Source organism: Niallia sp. RD1 (assembly GCF_024219955.1).
GTDB lineage: Bacteria > Bacillota > Bacilli > Bacillales > Cytobacillaceae > Niallia > Niallia alba.
Genome location: NZ_CP100420.1, coordinates 5236170 through 5252868, shown reverse-complemented (window position 1 = coordinate 5252868; position 16699 = coordinate 5236170). Strand labels below are relative to the sequence as shown.

Annotated in this window: 17 protein-coding genes; 11 read left to right on the top strand and 6 right to left on the bottom strand. The window is 34.2% G+C overall.

What is annotated here, in order from left to right; genetic code table 11:
- Positions 1-27: 27 nt before the first annotated feature.
- Together NKG37_RS25300 and NKG37_RS25295 are read right to left on the bottom strand one after the other, a co-directional pair.
- A complete protein-coding gene (locus NKG37_RS25300) occupies positions 28-483 on the bottom strand; it encodes a hypothetical protein (protein WP_254415521.1) in 456 nt (151 codons plus the stop codon).
- Between the two features lie 37 nt (positions 484-520).
- Entirely contained in the window at positions 521-1882 is a 1362-nt protein-coding gene (locus NKG37_RS25295; RefSeq protein ID WP_254416388.1) for an IS4 family transposase, read from the bottom strand.
- Positions 1883-2106: 224 nt separating this feature from the next.
- Between NKG37_RS25295 and NKG37_RS25290 the strand changes: the two genes are divergently transcribed.
- Positions 2107-2412: a hypothetical protein gene (locus NKG37_RS25290; RefSeq protein ID WP_254415520.1), complete on the top strand. Its 306-nt coding sequence runs from the start codon at positions 2107-2109 to the stop codon at positions 2410-2412.
- A 28-nt stretch (positions 2413-2440) separates the two neighbouring features.
- Here the strand turns inward: NKG37_RS25290 and NKG37_RS25285 are convergent, their stop codons facing one another.
- Positions 2441-3001 (bottom strand): hypothetical protein, encoded by a 561-nt coding sequence (locus NKG37_RS25285; protein ID WP_254415519.1) that lies wholly within the window; start codon positions 2999-3001, stop codon positions 2441-2443.
- Positions 2991-3197 carry a helix-turn-helix transcriptional regulator gene (locus NKG37_RS25280; protein WP_101730894.1) on the bottom strand — a complete coding sequence of 69 codons (207 nt, stop codon included), beginning with the start codon at positions 3195-3197 and terminating at the stop codon, positions 2991-2993. The genes NKG37_RS25285 and NKG37_RS25280 overlap by 11 nt, the downstream gene beginning before the upstream one ends.
- A gap of 272 nt (positions 3198-3469) precedes the next feature.
- Here NKG37_RS25280 and NKG37_RS25275 point away from each other — a divergent pair, with 272 nt between their 5' ends.
- The 9 genes from NKG37_RS25275 to argH all read left to right on the top strand — a co-directional run bounded on the left by NKG37_RS25275 (position 3470) and on the right by argH (position 14804).
- The gene (locus NKG37_RS25275; RefSeq protein ID WP_254415518.1) at positions 3470-4822 is read left to right on the top strand and encodes an FtsK/SpoIIIE domain-containing protein; all 1353 of its coding nucleotides are present in this window, start codon (positions 3470-3472) and stop codon (positions 4820-4822) included.
- Complete coding sequence (locus NKG37_RS25270; RefSeq protein WP_367976264.1) at positions 4707-5315, top strand: replication-relaxation family protein; 609 nt, start codon at positions 4707-4709, stop codon at positions 5313-5315. Before NKG37_RS25275 ends, NKG37_RS25270 begins: the two co-directional genes overlap by 116 nt.
- A 161-nt stretch (positions 5316-5476) precedes the next feature.
- Positions 5477-5917: a hypothetical protein gene (locus NKG37_RS25265; RefSeq protein WP_254415517.1), complete on the top strand. Its 441-nt coding sequence runs from the start codon at positions 5477-5479 to the stop codon at positions 5915-5917.
- Between the two features lie 427 nt (positions 5918-6344).
- Positions 6345-7172 carry an EcsC family protein gene (locus NKG37_RS25260; protein ID WP_169188969.1) on the top strand — a complete coding sequence of 276 codons (828 nt, stop codon included), beginning with the start codon at positions 6345-6347 and terminating at the stop codon, positions 7170-7172.
- Positions 7173-7320: 148 nt separating this feature from the next.
- Complete coding sequence (helD, locus tag NKG37_RS25255) at positions 7321-9636, top strand: RNA polymerase recycling motor HelD (RefSeq protein ID WP_169188968.1); 2316 nt, start codon at positions 7321-7323, stop codon at positions 9634-9636.
- Positions 9637-9655: 19 nt separating this feature from the next.
- A complete protein-coding gene (locus NKG37_RS25250) occupies positions 9656-10162 on the top strand; it encodes a MogA/MoaB family molybdenum cofactor biosynthesis protein (RefSeq protein ID WP_169188967.1) in 507 nt (168 codons plus the stop codon).
- Positions 10163-10807: 645 nt separating this feature from the next.
- Entirely contained in the window at positions 10808-11923 is a 1116-nt protein-coding gene (locus NKG37_RS25245) for an IS4 family transposase (protein ID WP_100525938.1), read from the top strand.
- 284 nt (positions 11924-12207) lie between these two features.
- A complete protein-coding gene (locus NKG37_RS25240) occupies positions 12208-13416 on the top strand; it encodes an argininosuccinate synthase (protein WP_254415516.1) in 1209 nt (402 codons plus the stop codon).
- Complete coding sequence (gene argH / locus NKG37_RS25235; protein ID WP_016202796.1) at positions 13413-14804, top strand: argininosuccinate lyase; 1392 nt, start codon at positions 13413-13415, stop codon at positions 14802-14804. Before NKG37_RS25240 ends, argH begins: the two co-directional genes overlap by 4 nt.
- A 183-nt stretch (positions 14805-14987) precedes the next feature.
- On the opposite strand, the gene NKG37_RS25230 is transcribed toward argH, so the two are convergent.
- Positions 14988-15428, bottom strand: coding sequence for a universal stress protein (locus NKG37_RS25230; protein ID WP_101730640.1), 441 nt, complete (start codon positions 15426-15428; stop codon positions 14988-14990).
- Positions 15429-15537: 109 nt separating this feature from the next.
- Here NKG37_RS25230 and NKG37_RS25225 point away from each other — a divergent pair, with 109 nt between their 5' ends.
- The gene (locus tag NKG37_RS25225; protein ID WP_156827780.1) at positions 15538-15684 is read left to right on the top strand and encodes a hypothetical protein; all 147 of its coding nucleotides are present in this window, start codon (positions 15538-15540) and stop codon (positions 15682-15684) included.
- 337 nt (positions 15685-16021) lie between these two features.
- On the opposite strand, the gene NKG37_RS25220 is transcribed toward NKG37_RS25225, so the two are convergent.
- Positions 16022-16639, bottom strand: coding sequence for a cupin domain-containing protein (locus NKG37_RS25220; RefSeq protein ID WP_016202794.1), 618 nt, complete (start codon positions 16637-16639; stop codon positions 16022-16024).
- Positions 16640-16699: the final 60 nt, after the last annotated feature.

Below are 16699 nucleotides of genomic sequence, written 5' to 3'. Positions count from 1 at the left end.
CTTTAACTCCGAGTCCTTTTATTAACATCAAATAATAATTGTAAAATGCTCGAACAATTCTTTTCTTTTTGGATTTTTCAATCCGTAACCATAAACATCCGAGAATTTAGTTTTCCATGAACTATCATCAGGTGATAATTCTCTAATATCAAATCCTATCAAATTATTTAAGTCTTTTCTGCTAACATTTGCATCGTATTGTTTTCCTTCAAAATTTAGACTAATTGAAACATATTCAAAATCTCTTAGAATTCTCGCAGGTTCTAAAACAATTAATTTTTCAATTTGTTTACCGGAACCAAAATAATTCAAGTAAGTATCTTTATCATGGGGAGTTTCAGGATTAAGATTTAAGTATTCTTCATAGGAGTTAAAAAAGTTAATAAATAAAGTTTTATTTGAATCATCATAAATTGCATTCTTTACAAATGTTCTCCCTGTCATATTTTCTAAAAATTCTTCTACAGTATCTCTATATCCCATAACATACTCCTTTTAAATATTTTTTTTACTTACAATCTCAACTTTCGCAGAGTGAAATCGGCAAGTAAGCCTTGATATAGCTAGGAAGGCCAGCGATCCACTGTTCGAGTTGACTTTGAATTAACTTTTTGATTTTCTTATTCGTTTGTTTTAGTGCGTCTTGAAGAAGCTCGATCAACTGCTGTAATGCGACAGCCCAATCAAGTTCATTCACTTCATCACATAATTCGTAAAACAGACCACCGATTGTACGTTGATCGGTATTACAGCGATTCTGCCATGACAGTACGATATAACGAGTAAACACAATCGTTGTATGGCAAATAAGCGCATCATAAGACCGGCTTTGGAACTCTTTTTCAAGTTTCAAAAGAGATTTGGCCATCTTAAAGAATACCTCGATATCCCAACGCATTCCATAGATTCGGACGATGTCCTGTTCTGAAAGAGTGCAATCGGTACTGAGGATGGCAAGCCAGTCGCTCTTCTTGTTTCTGTTTTGAATAAATACAACTTTAATTGGTGTTCCGTTAGCCATTGTCGTATGGATGGAACGAAGAATTCCTTTCTTTGATTGAACAGGCCCAGCCAAGCGATAAAGCTGCTTTAAAGAAGCCATTTTACCGTTTACGTTATAGCGCTGTTTTGTTTCTTTGACCATACCAATTACGTCTAATCCTTGATCCACAATTGCTTTAACAAGTGGTGGTAATGTAAACCAAGAATCCATGAGGACATAACTGGCATCTATCCCACTAGCTAACGCACGTTTGATCATATCAGGGATTTGTTCAGGCTCTGTTTGTAGGGCATTTTCTCGACGCATATAGCCACAGGTACGTTTATCAATATGTTCAGAGATTCCATTAATTTGAGACTTCTTAGAACTGACTAGGGAAAAGTCAATTGGCATAAATGTGTAGCCATCAGACCAGCCCAAAGTCAACATACGAAAGCCCTTATAGAAACGCATTTTAAGGGAAGCGTGATCAAAGCAACGTGCAAGTAATTCCACTTTTTTACTACGATTTCGGTCATAAGCAGAATCGTCGATAATAAACACTTTTGGACGTTTTTTATTTGTAAGACGGTTCACCTTTTGAATGGTAAAAGTACTCAACAGTAATAAAAAACGGCGCCAATTGAAAGTTGATTGGTTTAAAAAGCGATAGACGGCATCTTTGGCTGGAAATTGATCCGCCTTCTTTGAATCAAGAAGGGCAAACCAATTTTTATGTTGGAAAATCAAGCAAAAAACAAGTTGAAATAAGTAAGAGCAACTAAAACCAAAGGATTTTTTAATCCCGGCTTGGCGTAAATGCTTATTCATTTCAAGCTCAGAAAAAACAGAGTTAAGTTCATTTGGTAGTTGATTATATTGGCTATTTTGGTCTATCATATAGGGAGCACCTCTTCTGTATGGTAGTGTTTTCTCGTCAATTACACTATACCAAAGAATGAGGTGTTTTTTCATTTTTAAAAAAACATTGTCAAGCAACATATTTAATAGATATTAAACACAATACAGCCAACGATTAGCACTTATTTTTCTGGTGCGAAAGTTGAGTTACAATTATATTATATACGAACTAATGTTCTTTTGTAAAATATGATATATTTAATTTGAAAAATTTGAAAGGGGAGGCACATGGTCGTGAAAGTAATATGAAAAAGGAAGAATACGAACCTAAATGTATGGCACTAGGTTGTGAATTTCGTGGTGAGTTAATGAAATTTATTCCATGGAATAAAAATGAAAAAGAGCATGAAGATTATGCAATGTATTATTGTAAGAAACATTTTATTAGTAGTTATGCTAAAGACCAAGAATCATTAAACACATTCTTAGAGTATTATAAAGATTCAATGAAAAGGGAGTGGCTACCACCTAAATCATTAGAACTATATAATAAATATTCAAACAAATAACCCAACTCATTTGAGAAGGGTTATTTACTTAAAGATTCCACTCGAATACTTCAGCAGCTTCCTCAACTTCTTTAGTCATAAATTCAACTTCTGAAGCATCTAAAACTAAGTCAGACATAGGAATTTCCTCATTAGGTTTAAATTTATCTGTTTCAACAGTATACATAAGGATTTTTGTATCACCTTGTTTTACGTTAATAGAAATAGTTTTAGCATCTTTAACATCTTCTTGTTGAATAAAATCATATGTCTGATTTAATACATGTTGAGCTGCTAATCCTGGCTTTAAATCTTCACTCATATAGACAAATACAGTAACATGATCGTTAATATCTATTGCATTCGTTACTTCCGTTTTAGTTGCATATTCAAATACATCTGTATTGATAGTAGACTGTTCTTCTTCACTTACTTCTTCAGGTTCACTCTCTGTTGCTTCTTCAGTCGTTTCTGCTTTCTCTTCTTTTACATTTACTTCTGTAGTATCTTCACTTTTCTTTTCTTCCTTCGGTTCTGATCCGTCTGAACATCCAAATAATACCGCAGAAAAAATAACTACCGGTACTATATTAAGCAATTTACTCTTCATTGTCTTTAATTTCCCCCAATTCATCTACAGTGATGTTTAATATACGTGCTAAGATAAAAGATTGTTTCAAATCTGGTTGAGTTTTATTATTTGCCCAACGAGAAAAGGTTTGAATGGACACTTCACATTCCTTCGCTAAATGTTTATGCTTCATTCCTTTTAAATCTGCCCAGTAACTAATCCTATTTTTGAACATTCTATTCACCCATATTACCAATTCTACACAATTATGCTAAAACCTTTTAATAAATTTGATAAAAAAAGTTATCAAAAATGTATACAGACAGGCATTATTAAGTGTTTTCCATAATACACTCTACTATTCGCATAATCATTCGTTGAGAAAACGAACATACGAACAATACAAAATGACTTCAATCATGTACTCTATTAACCTTTTAGACTTCGTATCAGAATTCGTTACAACTACAACTATCTTTTACAAGATTATAAGAAAGGGTGGGGAAATTGTTATTTGAATTTTTATCTACTGGAACAATGCTTGGCATAACCGGAATAGCTTTTTACCAGAAACAAAATTCGATCAATGAGACAGATAAGATTTTAAAAATTGCAGATAATTGTGGCTTGTACAAAGGAGATGAACATCTGAGGATTTACAGACGAACACGCAACAAAAAATTAAAATTTACCGAATATGTGTTTATGACTCCACTTGGTCTATCTGAAAAAGATTTCCTTGATAAGTTTGATAATTTTAAGGATGGATTAAACAATAAAAGTGTTAGAAAGATTGACTTAAAAAAATTCACTGAATTGAAATTTAATAAAACCTTACCTAAACAAATTAGAGATATTTTTGATTATCGACAAGACTTAAAGAAAGAGCTAGAGATGGATTATGATGGAATGTTAAGGATTAGGGTATTCGACCATGGAATTGTGAATCAATTTAATTATGACAATGAATTATTAAAGAAAGTAAGTAATTGGAAAGTGCCAATTGGTATTACTCATAAAGCATTTATTTACCATGACTTTGATAAGATGCAAATATTAATTGTTGCCGGAATGACGAGATATGGGAAGACAGTCTTTCTAAAGAACGCTACAACAACATTAATCCATAATGAACCAGACAACTTTACAGCTACCTTAATTGATCTTAAAGGAGGTTTAGCTTTCGCTAGATACAAAGATTGTAAGCAGGTGAAAGCATTGGCTACGAATAAGGATGAAACGTTAGCAGTCTTAGAGGATATAGAAGTTGAATTGAAACGTAGGCAAGAACTGTTTCTTAAAAATGGGTGGGAAGATATCGGAGAAGCAAACTGGAAAGAACGGCACTTTGTAATTATCGATGAAGCAGCAGAAATAGCTGGGTTTGATCAAGTGGATAGAGATAGAGCCTATTATTTAATTGGAGAAATTGCAAGGATAGGAGCTGGACTTGGATTTAGATTAATTTTTTGTACTCAATATCCTACTGTTGATATTCTTCCTAGACAGGTGAAAGCAAATACTAGTGCTGCTTTGTGTTTTAAGTTAAAAACAAGTAATCAGAGTATGGTTGTATTAGATAAAACGGGGGCAGAGAAATTACCGTTAGGTGTACCAGGTAGGGCGATTTATCAATCTGACCAAGAGAGAATAGTTCAAACTCCATTCATTAGTAATGCTTTCATAGATGATTTAATAAAACCACACATAAAAATTAACATCAAGTCAAAGGGTGAGGTTAAGAATGAACAGCAAACAAATACAGAAGATGAAGCGACAGGAAAATATACTACTGTCTTTGAGGAAGCTGGATTATTTAACAAGAAGCCAAATACAAAGAATACACGATCTAAAAAGTGATAGAAACGCACAGAGAGTATTAAAAGATATGGAAGGGTATTTAAACGTGATAAAAGATACAGAGTCCATTTATTACCTAAATGCTAAAGGACGAGAGTTAGTAGGCTGTGAAAAGGTAAGAAAAAGAACTGGCAATGTTCTTCACTATATCATGAGAAACTATCTGTATATAGCATTCAGATGTCCTCCTACATGGCGCAATGAAATTAGAATAAGAAACGGTAGCAATAAGAATAACATGATAACGTGTGTGGCTGATGCAGTATTTATGAAAGGTGATGCTCATTGTATAGTGGAAGTCGATAACACTCAGACGATGAAAAAGAATCAAAAGAAAGTTGAGAAGTATCGTGAATTAAGACAACGTGGTGCGTTTGGAATGCTGGCTCCTCATTTTATTTGGATAACTACAACAGAGTATAGAAAGAAAGAGTTATTGGAATTACACAATGGGTTAAATGTTCAGGTGTTTACTTTATCTGATCTTGTTTGAGCAAACAGGAGCAAGTATGAGCAACCATGGTATTCAAATATCTACAGATATCAATAGGAATTTTTGGAGATAGTTAAAAATCGTAAAAGGCACTACGTGACATAAAATCACTCAGTAACACAGACATAATGTCGGAGTTAACTTACAAGGGAGAGATTATAATGGAGACTATCGCTTTTAATGATTTCATGAGTGGAAGCTATAAAAAAGAAAAATACTACGCATCCAAAAAGAGTAAGGAAAAAAGTAATGTAGGTAAGGTAATTAGGAGAGTAGGTACATCCATCTCAATCCCATTATTACTAGCTAAACCTGCCTTTGCTGCTAGTCCTACAGCTGTTCCAGTTAATGCTGCGACTGAATTTGCTGGTCATACCGCCATGGAAACACTGGCACATGCATTAGATCCATTGGTGAATATTTTAGTTGCTCTATCTTTTCCAGTAGCAAGTGTAATTATTGTAGGTGGATGCTTCTTCTTTATGATAGGTAGGAGTGAAAAAGGATGGAGTTCTATTATGAATGCTGGATTAGGTTATGTTTTGATACAGATTAGCCCGATAATACTGAATATGTTAAAGGATATAGGTAGTGCTTTTTAACACTAATATAGAAGAAAGTCGTATTTTGTAGATTAAATAGTAACCCTCACAAATAAAAAATAGTCATAAAATAAAACTTGTCTAACCAATACCTAAATGGTAAAATGAAGGAAAATGATACTTAAAAAGGCGTTAAATTAACTACCCACACTCTCCAGTAAAAGTAATGGTAATTCCAACAAATGAAGAAGTAATGATTGCAAGAGACGTTTGTAGATTAGCTGGAATCTAAGTTAACTATATAAACGTAGGTATATAATAATTATTAAATATAAAGACAATCTTTTTTCGTAGAACAATTTACGATTAGGATTGTCTTTTTCCCACTATAAAAAGGAATCCAATGTAAACTGATAAATATATTGTCTTTCATTATATTCTTTTAGTAAAATAAGGAATGATTCTTATTTTACAGAGGGGGGGTTAAATGCTTACGAAAGCAGAAACCTATTATTTGGAAAAATTGAAGCAGTGGGAAAATGAATTAAGAAGTGAGCGACCAAATAAAATTCTCCAACTTTGCTCAGATTATATAAATACTGGTTTAACCTATTTACCTGAAATGCAAAAACAAAAAATATTGCGATCACTCGATAACATCTTATTTCATCTTCATGCCATCTTATTTAATTCCACATTTCAACGAAATACCGCACAAAAATTAATGCAACAAGCAAGAGTACATAATGAATCCATCTTCACATTAAAAGACATGACAAAATTAAATATTGACCAATTACAATCAATTGCAGATAAACAAATGGCTCATTACAGGATGCTTGCTTCTGCCCAAGGGGCCTTGGCGTCAAAGCATACAGGCTTTTTAATAGGAGATTTTCTCTCTATACTTATTATTAATCTTCGTGCCGTTCAGGTTCTTGCTTCGATATATGGGAGACCAGCTGAAAGCCCTAATGAGATCATGACTGCACTAAAAGTTTTCTGTGCAGGTTGTTTGCCGAAGGAGCAGCGATTAGAAGCTTGGAATGAGCTAATGCTTGAACAGGTGCAGGAACAACAAGGTTTTTTTTATAATGGAAAGGAAGAAATTGTCCAGGAAAAAATGCTGTACACGATTTTAACAGAGCTAATAAAGCTTTCTTTGCTCGTATTTTTTAGAGGAAAATCATCCTATAAAGGTACAATCATTGGAGCAGCAGTAAATTATCATTTCACAAAAAAGATAACCGAAATGGCACATCATTATTATCAGAAATGCTATTTACTAAGTAAACGAGATGAAAATTTATCCTAATCTAACGGGTAGTCATCCCCCACCTTAAGGCTGTGGGAAACCGAGAAAACTAGGTGAGAAAACTTTCCCGTTAAGGTCGGTCCGATAGGTGCAACTAACCATCAGCGAGGGAGGAGGAAAAACCTCCCTGATGGAAGGTTTCTTATAAATGGAGAAAGGAGAAACGATGGAAGACTTTTCAAAAGATGAATGGGAACAGGAAGAAAGAAGACTTGAATATACTAAAAATTACATGAATGTTGTTTTACAAGAGGCACAAATAAATCAAGGGACATTACAAGAAAACGTACGAGAGTCTATAAGTAATGAAGAAGCTCTTGATAGTAGTTTGAGCTATATCAACTATTTAACTAACAGTAAGTTTTTACAGTTGGCAACAACAGAGCTAAATATTTTAAAGCGAATTTTAGATGCCCCTTATTTTGCACGAATTGATTATCAGATGAAAGGGAAATCCCATAAAGATGTTTATTATCTTGGGAAAACTTCACTTTATGAAAAAGATACACAAAAACCAATTATAGTAGACTGGCGCTCACCGATTGCGAATGTCTATTATGACGGAAGGTTAGGAGAAGTTGCTTACGAAGTCAATGAAGAAACGATTGAAGGGTATTTATCGTTAAAAAGACAATTTAAAATCGAAAAAGGAAAGCTAAATCATTATCAGGATATTGATTTAACAACAACAGATGAGTTATTACAGCAATCGCTTGCTGGTAAAGCAGATCAACGATTATCGGAGATTATTTCAACCATTCAAGCAGAACAAAATGAAATTATTCGAGCTGACTTAAATCGACCGATTATTGTGCAAGGAGCGGCAGGCAGTGGGAAAACCACTATTGCTTTACACCGTATATCATACTTTATATATAACTATGCAAGATATTTCCAACCGGAGCAATTAATGATTATTGCACCAAATAATATGTTCATAGGATACATTGCGGAGGCATTGCCAGACTTAGGTGTTGAAAAAATCCGGCAAACAACGTTTCTGGACTATGTCCTATTATGCATTGGGAAGAAAATGAAAGTAATCCAATCAAATAAAAAGCTGCTAACATTCATAAACCATGAGAATAAACAGGAAGAACTGGTAAAGTGGCTTTCTCGCTATAAAGGATCTTTAGCTTATAAAAAGGTAATGGATAAATATTTAATGGATATATGTAATGAAATGAGTCCGAAAGAAGATTTTCGAGTAGAAAAATTCCCCTTATATGGAGCGAAGAAGTTGGAGCGATTATTTAAGAAGGAATATGACTACCTTCCTTTAATCAAACGGAAAGAGAAAATAAAGGGGATTTTACAAGCAGATTTAAAGCGGAAAAAGAAAATAATTTTAATCAAATTAGAGGAAAAGTACGAGGAAGCATTAGATCGTGCTCTGCGGATTAAAGAAGATGACAAGCGGAAAGAAAAAGTAGTCTACTTTTTAGATACAAAGGAAGAACGTTTAGCAAATGTCAAAAAAGAAGCTTCAACTGCTGTTAGAAAATATATGAAAACAATGCAGACGACTGATTTATACGGGTATTATGCACGACTATTTGAGGATAAGAAGCTTCTTAGAAAATATACGGAAGATTCTCTAACGGAAAAGCAATTAAATTATATGATTGCCTTTCAACGAAAGATATTAAAGCAAAAGAAAGTAGAAATGGAAGATTTAGGGGCATTATTTTATTTGCAGTATAAAATTTTTGGTATCGACAAAGAGTATCGAGCGAAAAATATTGTTATTGATGAAGTTCAAGATTATAGTGAATTTCAGCTTTATGCCTTAAAAGCAGGACTGGAAACAGATATGTTTACTCTTGTCGGTGACTTGGCACAAGGTATTCACTCCTATCGCGGATTACAAAACTGGCAGACGTTGCAGCAGATTATTTTTCCACGAGCAAATTATATGACCTTACAAAAAAGCTATCGGACTACAATAGAAATTATGTTTTTAGCAAATGAGATTTTGCATCTACTAGATGAAGATCTGCCTAAAGTGAAACCAGTTGTACGTCATGGAGAAAAACCGACAGTTCATTTGTATGACCAAAAACAAGCTTTAGTAGACAAAATGATCGAGCTAGCAGATGGATTGCACGGAGAAGGTTTTCATTCTATTGCCATTATTGGTAAAACAGAAGAAGAATGTAAAGCTATATTCAAAGAAATGCAAAAAAGAAAAGTACCTAATGTTCAATTTCTACAAGAAAATGAAGAGCTTGAAAAGAATTATTTAATTATTGTACCGAGCTATCTTTCCAAGGGACTAGAATTTGATGCAGTGTTCCTTTTTACGTTAAACGAGGTTTTTACACAAGAAGAAATCGATTTAAAGCTATTATATGTAGCGATGACAAGACCGATGCATCGTCTTCATTTATTTACCCGCGAAAAAACAGCGCTATTATTAGATAAGGCAAATGAGTCACATTTTACAGTGGAGATAGCAAAATAGAAAAAGAGTGGAGGAAAGCATGAATAAACAAATCCATACGAAGCATCAATATTTGCAAGTAGGCTGTAAAGTTATAACAGTCAGTGATACAAGAACAAAGGAAAATGATAAAAGTGGCCAATTAATGATAGAACTATTAAAGCAAGAAAAACATTCTGTACTAGAATATGTCATCATAAAGGATGATGCACAACAAATTAAGCGAGAAATAATAGCGGGAGTTCAATCAGATGGAATTGATTGTATTCTCCTTAATGGAGGAACAGGTATCTCACCAAGAGATGTGACAATTGAAGCAATCAAACCAATTCTCACAAAAGAATTGTATGGGTTTGGAGAATTGTTCCGCATGCTAAGCTATACAGAAGACATAGGCTCAAGTGCAATTTTATCAAGAGCGATTGCTGGAACCATTCAAAATACGGTTGTTTTCTCTACTCCAGGATCAACGGGAGCGGTACGTCTTGCGATGAACAAACTAATTCTCCCAGAATTAAGCCATGTAGTCAGTGAATTACATAAATAGAAGATAATGATGAAGATGGGACATAAGTATTTTTAACCTAATAACCCCAAACAATTATACGTACATGCTAAGAAAAGTTCGTATAATTGTTTGGGGTTTTCTTCATTTTAGGCTGTTTTCGTAAAGTTTGTTGCGATTACCCGCAGCCGGAATGCGGGGTCTTGGACTTTCTCGCAATTCCCATAGGAGTCTACGTGTATTCCGTCTGCTTCGTATTTCCTACTCATTATATTTTCTTTAAAAAAATGATGGAATGAAATAACCTTTAAAAATGGAACGAGTTGGTTTCGCTACTAAATGAGAGACTGTTCGTCTTTATCTATATATATTTTGTTCTGTCCCAGCCTTTTTTTAATGGAGTGAAATATAGAATACATCTTTTTTAGAAGTGTGATGAATAAAAATATGCATAAATTAGAAAGTGTAATACAAGGTTTATTAATATAAACGGCTAATTAATAGGCTATTGTTGAAAAACGAGGTAATTATAATTGTATAAAAATTCACTAGTGTTGCATTAATTTAATTTCACTATTAAAAATACTCGAAATGTTCACTTTTATTATTTTATGCATAGAAAAAGTCCTTTATAATGGATAAGTCAGGTGGTAACCCGTCCAAATCCACTAAAAAAGGACCAATCTCATGGACAAGATTACACGAAAAACTTCATTTGGACAATGGTTTTCACCAATAAATCTTCAATTATTTGAAGAAAACGTGAAAACGTTGAAATTAGATTTCTATACGAAAAAACTAACGACAGAGTCATTTCTAAAATTATTACTTTTTGCGCAGCTAGAAGAAGTCGAAAGTCTGCATGCGCTGAGCGATTGTCTTTTCGATGATCAACTGCAAAAGGGCATTGATCTTGATTCTATCAGTATTTCCCAACTCTCACGCCGTTTAAATGGCATGAATCCAGACTTATTCCAAAAGCTTTTCCTTGATTTAGTTTCACAAATTCATGCCAAAACGCACAACACGAAACTTGTGATGCCATTAAAAATCATTGATTCAAGCACATTGCCTCTCAATTTGACTAATCATAAATGGGCAAAATTCCGCAAAACAAAAGCGGGTGTTAAATTGCACTTACGCCTTGTGTTTATGGAAAAAGGTATATCCTATCCCGAAAAGGCCATTATGACAACGGCCAAAGAACATGACCGCGGTCAGCTTGAAGTAATGGTTGATGACAAGGAATGTATGTATGTGTTTGACCGTGGTTACTTAGACTACGAACGCTTTGATCGGATGACAGATGACGGCTACTTTTTCCTTTCTAGGCTGCGAAAAAACGCAGTCATACGGGAGGTTTACGATTTTAAACTACCCGAGAATACATCTGTTTTGTCGGATCAAATGGTGTTGATTGGTACGACGCAAAACCGTGCCGAAAATTACTTTCGTCTTCTAAAAGTGATTGATTCAAAAGGAAATGAGCTTCATTTAATCACAAATCGTTTTGATTTAAGTGCTGAAGAAATCTCAAAGATGTATAAATCACGCTGGGCGATTGAGTTATTTTTCAAATGGATTAAACAACATCTCCATATCAAAAAGTTTTACGGCCAAAGCGAATGGGCAATTCAGAATCAAGTGTTTATCGCACTTATTGTTTTTTGCCTGCATGTTCTCGCACAAATCGAGACAAAAAGTAAACGAAAAACCCTACAAATTAGCCGATATTTACGGGCAGCTTTGTGGAAACCAGCACATATTTGGCTTCGAAAGATTGAAGGAAAAACCATTCCTTAATAAACAAATTGTCGTCGTCTCTTAAGTCTAATTGTAAAAAAATTTCCAAATGGATGGATCCACCTTTAGTTGGGTATTTACTTTTTTGGCTCTTAACAGGGGACATATTTAAACTGAATATTCTAACAACATTTATGCAACACTAGTGATAAAAATTAAATTCTTTATATTTTTATAAGAAATCTATTGAAATTATTAGAAAAAGTTGTTAAAGTGATAAATATAGTTTTTGAATAAAAATATAAATAAATGAATATTTATTCGAATATAGGAGGAATTAGGTAATGGCAAATCCAAAGGTAGTATTAGCATATTCAGGTGGATTAGATACATCTGTAGCAATAAAATGGTTACAGGATCAAAATTATGATGTAGTCGCATGCTGCTTAGATGTTGGTGAAGGAAAAGACTTGAATTTCATTCAGCAAAAGGCATTATCTGTTGGAGCTGTTCAATCTTACGTAATTGACGCAAAAGAAGAATTCGCACAGGATTTTGCACTTACTGCTATGCAGGCACATACGCTTTATGAAGGGAAATACCCGCTTGTTTCTTCCTTATCAAGACCTTTAATCTCAAAAAAATTAGTTGAAGTGGCAGAAAAGGAAAATGCAATTGCAGTCGCACATGGATGTACGGGAAAAGGAAATGACCAAGTGCGTTTTGAAGTTTCTATACAAGCATTGAATCCAAATTTAAAAGTACTAGCACCTGTTCGCGAATGGGGATGGTCTCGTGAGGAAGAAATTGCTTATGCAAAAGAAAAAAATATTCCGATACCTGTTAACTTAGATAGCCCATTTTCTATTGACCAAAATCTATGGGGAAGAAGCAATGAATGTGGTATTTTAGAAGATCCTTGGGCTGCTCCTCCAGAAGAAGCATATGACTTAACGGTAAGTCTTGAAAATGCACCTGATCAAGCAGATATTATTGAAATTGAATTTAAAGAAGGGGTTCCAGTTAGCATTGACGGCATTTCTTACTCATTATCGGGGTTAATCCTTGAGTTAAATAAAATCGCTGGAAAACATGGAGTTGGCAGAATAGATCATGTAGAAAATAGATTAGTAGGAATAAAGTCTAGAGAAGTGTATGAATGTCCAGGGGCATTAACACTTATTAAAGCACATAAAGAATTAGAGGATATAACACTTGTCAAAGAAGTAGCCCATTTCAAGCCAGTGATTGAAAAGAAAATCACAGAGGTTATTTATGAAGGGCTTTGGTTCTCACCAATAACAAAAGCATTACAAGCATTTTTACAAGAAACACAAAAAAATGTAACAGGTACTGTTCGTGTGAAATTATTTAAAGGGCATGCGATTGTAGAAGGGAGAAAATCACCAAATTCTCTATATGATGAGAAACTTGCTACGTATACTTCGGATGACGAGTTTGATCACGCTGCAGCGGTTGGTTTCATCAAGTTATGGGGACTACCAACAAAAGTACAAAGCATTGTGGAAAACGGCAAGAAGGTGACTGTGTGAAGAAATTATGGGGAGGCAGATTTACAAAATCTGCCGAGGAATGGGTCGACGAATTCGGTGCGTCCATTTCTTTTGATCAAGAGCTAGTGTTAGAAGATATCGAAGGGAGCATTGCCCATGTGGCTATGCTCTCTAAAACAGGAATATTGTCAGTTGAAGAGGCGGAGAAAATCAAAAGTGGTTTACTAGCTCTCCAAAATCAAGCAGAAAATGACGAATTAACGTTTTCTGTAAAGTTAGAAGATATTCATCTTAATTTAGAAAGTCAATTAACCGATTTAATAGGTCCTCTAGGTGGGAAGCTTCATACTGGGAGAAGTAGAAATGATCAGGTTGCAACAGATATGCATCTTTATCTAAGAAGACAAGTGAAGTTGATTATTCAATTGTTGAATGATTTACAAATCGCTCTGTTGGAAAAGGCTGAAATTCATATTGAAACAGTAATGCCTGGCTACACTCATCTTCAACGGGCACAACCTATTTCGTTTGCACATCATTTAATGGCCTATTTTTGGATGTTTGAAAGAGACAAACAAAGATATCAAGAAAATCTAACGAGAATTAATGTATCACCTCTTGGTTCCGGTGCTTTAGCAGGAACAACCTTCCCAATTGATCGTGCATATAGTGCTAACTTACTTGGGTTTGATTCTATATATGAAAATAGTATGGATGCAGTTAGTGATCGTGATTTTATTCTGGAATTTTTATCGACTAGTTCCATTTTAATGATGCACCTTTCCCGCTTTAGCGAAGAAATTATTCTTTGGTCTTCTCAAGAATTTAAATTTATCGAATTAGACGATAGTTTTTCAACAGGAAGTAGTATCATGCCTCAAAAGAAAAACCCGGATATGGCTGAATTAATCAGAGGAAAAACGGGGCGGGTATATGGTAATTTAATGGGGTTATTAACTGTGTTGAAAGGTTTGCCTCTTTCCTACAATAAAGACATGCAGGAAGACAAAGAGGGGATGTTTGATACAGTGAAAACAGTTGTTGGATCTTTACGCATCTTCGCAGGGATGATTCAAACAATGAAGGTTAATGAACAAGGAATGGAAAATGCCACAAAAAATGATTTTTCTAATGCGACAGAATTAGCTGATTATTTATCAGATAAAGGCATGCCGTTTAGAGAAGCTCATGAAGTAGTCGGGAAATTGGTTCTATATTGTGTAAATAAAAAATGTTATTTACAGGATTTAAGTATAGAAGAACTAAAAGCGGCAAATAGCTTATTTGAAGAAGATATTTATCATGTATTAAATCCAAGAACCGCAGTGGAAAGACGAAATAGTGCAGGTGGAACAGGATTTAAACAAATAGAACTAGCAATTGAAAAAGCTAAGCTTTGTGTATTTGAAAAAGAAGAAGTCAAATAAAAGAAGAATATTCTATTTTTGAGTGCAAAGTTGCAATCAAATAATAGAATATTCTTCTTTACACTTTAGCTGACACTTAACGGACAGTCATCCATGAAGCAAACTTCACCAACAAGGATGAAAATAGGGGGGACGACCGTTTATTTTCATGGGAGTAAATGATAAAAGTTTTCTTTATAATGCTTAACTATTTCTAACAACTAAAACATCACAAGGTGCGTTTCTTGTTATTCCTTCAGATACACTTCCAATAATAAATCGCTCAACTGCATTTAATCCTGTAGCTCCACAAACAATTAAATCTGCTTTATATTTAGTTGCGATTTCTCGAGGAACTACTGAGCGTGGAGAACCAAATTCAATTGCTTTTACTACATTTTGAATACCTGCAGTAGTTGCTTCCGCTACATATTTATCTAATAACTCATTTGCGAACTCATCCGATTTAGCGGCTATGGACTGATCATATGCAGCTACTGTTGCAAAAGACCTTGTATCAATAACATGAGCAATAACAAGCTTGGAATTGTTTTCTTTCGCTATCGAAATCGCTTTCTTTATTGCATTGTCTGCTTCTTCTGAACCATCTACTGCAACAATAATGTTTTGATAGTTTACGTTCATCCGTGTTCACTCCTTTAGTTTATCTACTTATATTATATACCCAATTCATGCATAAGTTTAACTTTTCATTCAGATAATAGGTAAAAATTTAAGAAAGGGAGGAATTAAGATGGACAAACAAAATGGAAGTAAACAGAATGAGTTTCAATTTGATGAAAAAGGAAGCGAAGAGGTAACAGCACAAGTAATGGATTCATATAATGCTGGTGCGATTGATACTATTTTAAGTGAAGAAAAGAAACAGCCGAAACAGTAAATATATATAGTTTCAAGAGGCTGGGGCATAACTAAATAGATATTCTTTACAGACGAATAATCCCTAATTTAGCTATTGAATAATGGCTACTTTCGCATACTTGGTTATTTGTGTTTTTACATGTAGTCATATGTAAGAACCAGCTCGTTCCATTGCGCTACAGACACTCGCTTTCCGCGGCTCAGCGCAAGCCCCACGGAAAGTGAAGTGTATTCAGACTACGAGTAATAACAACAAACTTCATAGAACATCCTTTTTAAAAACGAATAAAAAATCCCAAACAATTATACGAATCTTTCAATAGATTGGTTCGGCAATTTAGTAATGAGTATATAGATTAATAATGACCTGGAACGTAGTAAGGGTGTTGATAACCTGGTTGTTGCGGATAATTGTTAGTTGGATAATGCTGTTGTCGTGGATCGTTTCTATTGATAGATGGTCCAAGAATCGTGGTTTTATTAATTGGCGATATGGTAGATTTCCACTTATTTACGTCCATTGAATAAGTATGTGCCATTAAATCAGGAGGAGTGAGGCGAAGTAAATCAGATCCAAAGATTGCTTCAGGTGTTGGTGCATTAAATATAGCTAATAAATGAGTATTATTTGTATTAGCAATTTCATAATGCCACCATCCTTGGGGAACATTCGCTACTTGGGCAGGTGTGATTGTATAGTTTTGAATTTTTTTCGTAAACGGATTTAATAGCGAAACAGTGGCAGATCCGGATATACAATAAACGAGTTCAGCTGCGTTTTGGTGAACATGTGGCTCCACTACAATATCTTTGCTTAAATAGATATCCAGCAATGACACGTTTTCCAACGAATTTAACTGTTGTTCGCCTAAAACATTAATGTAATTTTGATTATCCCTTTTAAAAAAATTGCTTTTATTTACATCGAAACTATATTTTATTTTTGGATCTGTATAATCCACATATTTAACCATTCTTTTCTTCTCCTTCTTCCCCTTAAAAGTCTAGGTATTTTATGTAGGATTTTTAATTAG

What these genes read in the sequence shown, in the direction of transcription:
- NKG37_RS25300 (WP_254415521.1), bottom strand. Translation starts at nt 483, where the DNA reads ATGGGATATAGAGATACTGTAGAAGAATTTTTAGAAAATATGACAGGG.
- NKG37_RS25295 (WP_254416388.1), bottom strand. Translation starts at nt 1,882, where the DNA reads ATGATAGACCAAAATAGCCAATATAATCAACTACCAAATGAACTTAAC.
- NKG37_RS25285 (WP_254415519.1), bottom strand. Translation starts at nt 3,001, where the DNA reads ATGAAGAGTAAATTGCTTAATATAGTACCGGTAGTTATTTTTTCTGCG.
- NKG37_RS25280 (WP_101730894.1), bottom strand. Translation starts at nt 3,197, where the DNA reads ATGTTCAAAAATAGGATTAGTTACTGGGCAGATTTAAAAGGAATGAAG.
- NKG37_RS25270 (WP_367976264.1), top strand. Translation starts at nt 4,707, where the DNA reads ATGAACAGCAAACAAATACAGAAGATGAAGCGACAGGAAAATATACTA.
- NKG37_RS25265 (WP_254415517.1), top strand. Translation starts at nt 5,477, where the DNA reads ATGGAGACTATCGCTTTTAATGATTTCATGAGTGGAAGCTATAAAAAA.
- NKG37_RS25260 (WP_169188969.1), top strand. Translation starts at nt 6,345, where the DNA reads ATGCTTACGAAAGCAGAAACCTATTATTTGGAAAAATTGAAGCAGTGG.
- helD (WP_169188968.1), top strand. Translation starts at nt 7,321, where the DNA reads ATGGAGAAAGGAGAAACGATGGAAGACTTTTCAAAAGATGAATGGGAA.
- NKG37_RS25250 (WP_169188967.1), top strand. Translation starts at nt 9,656, where the DNA reads ATGAATAAACAAATCCATACGAAGCATCAATATTTGCAAGTAGGCTGT.
- NKG37_RS25245 (WP_100525938.1), top strand. Translation starts at nt 10,808, where the DNA reads ATGGACAAGATTACACGAAAAACTTCATTTGGACAATGGTTTTCACCA.
- NKG37_RS25240 (WP_254415516.1), top strand. Translation starts at nt 12,208, where the DNA reads ATGGCAAATCCAAAGGTAGTATTAGCATATTCAGGTGGATTAGATACA.
- NKG37_RS25230 (WP_101730640.1), bottom strand. Translation starts at nt 15,428, where the DNA reads ATGAACGTAAACTATCAAAACATTATTGTTGCAGTAGATGGTTCAGAA.
- NKG37_RS25225 (WP_156827780.1), top strand. Translation starts at nt 15,538, where the DNA reads ATGGACAAACAAAATGGAAGTAAACAGAATGAGTTTCAATTTGATGAA.
- NKG37_RS25220 (WP_016202794.1), bottom strand. Translation starts at nt 16,639, where the DNA reads ATGGTTAAATATGTGGATTATACAGATCCAAAAATAAAATATAGTTTC.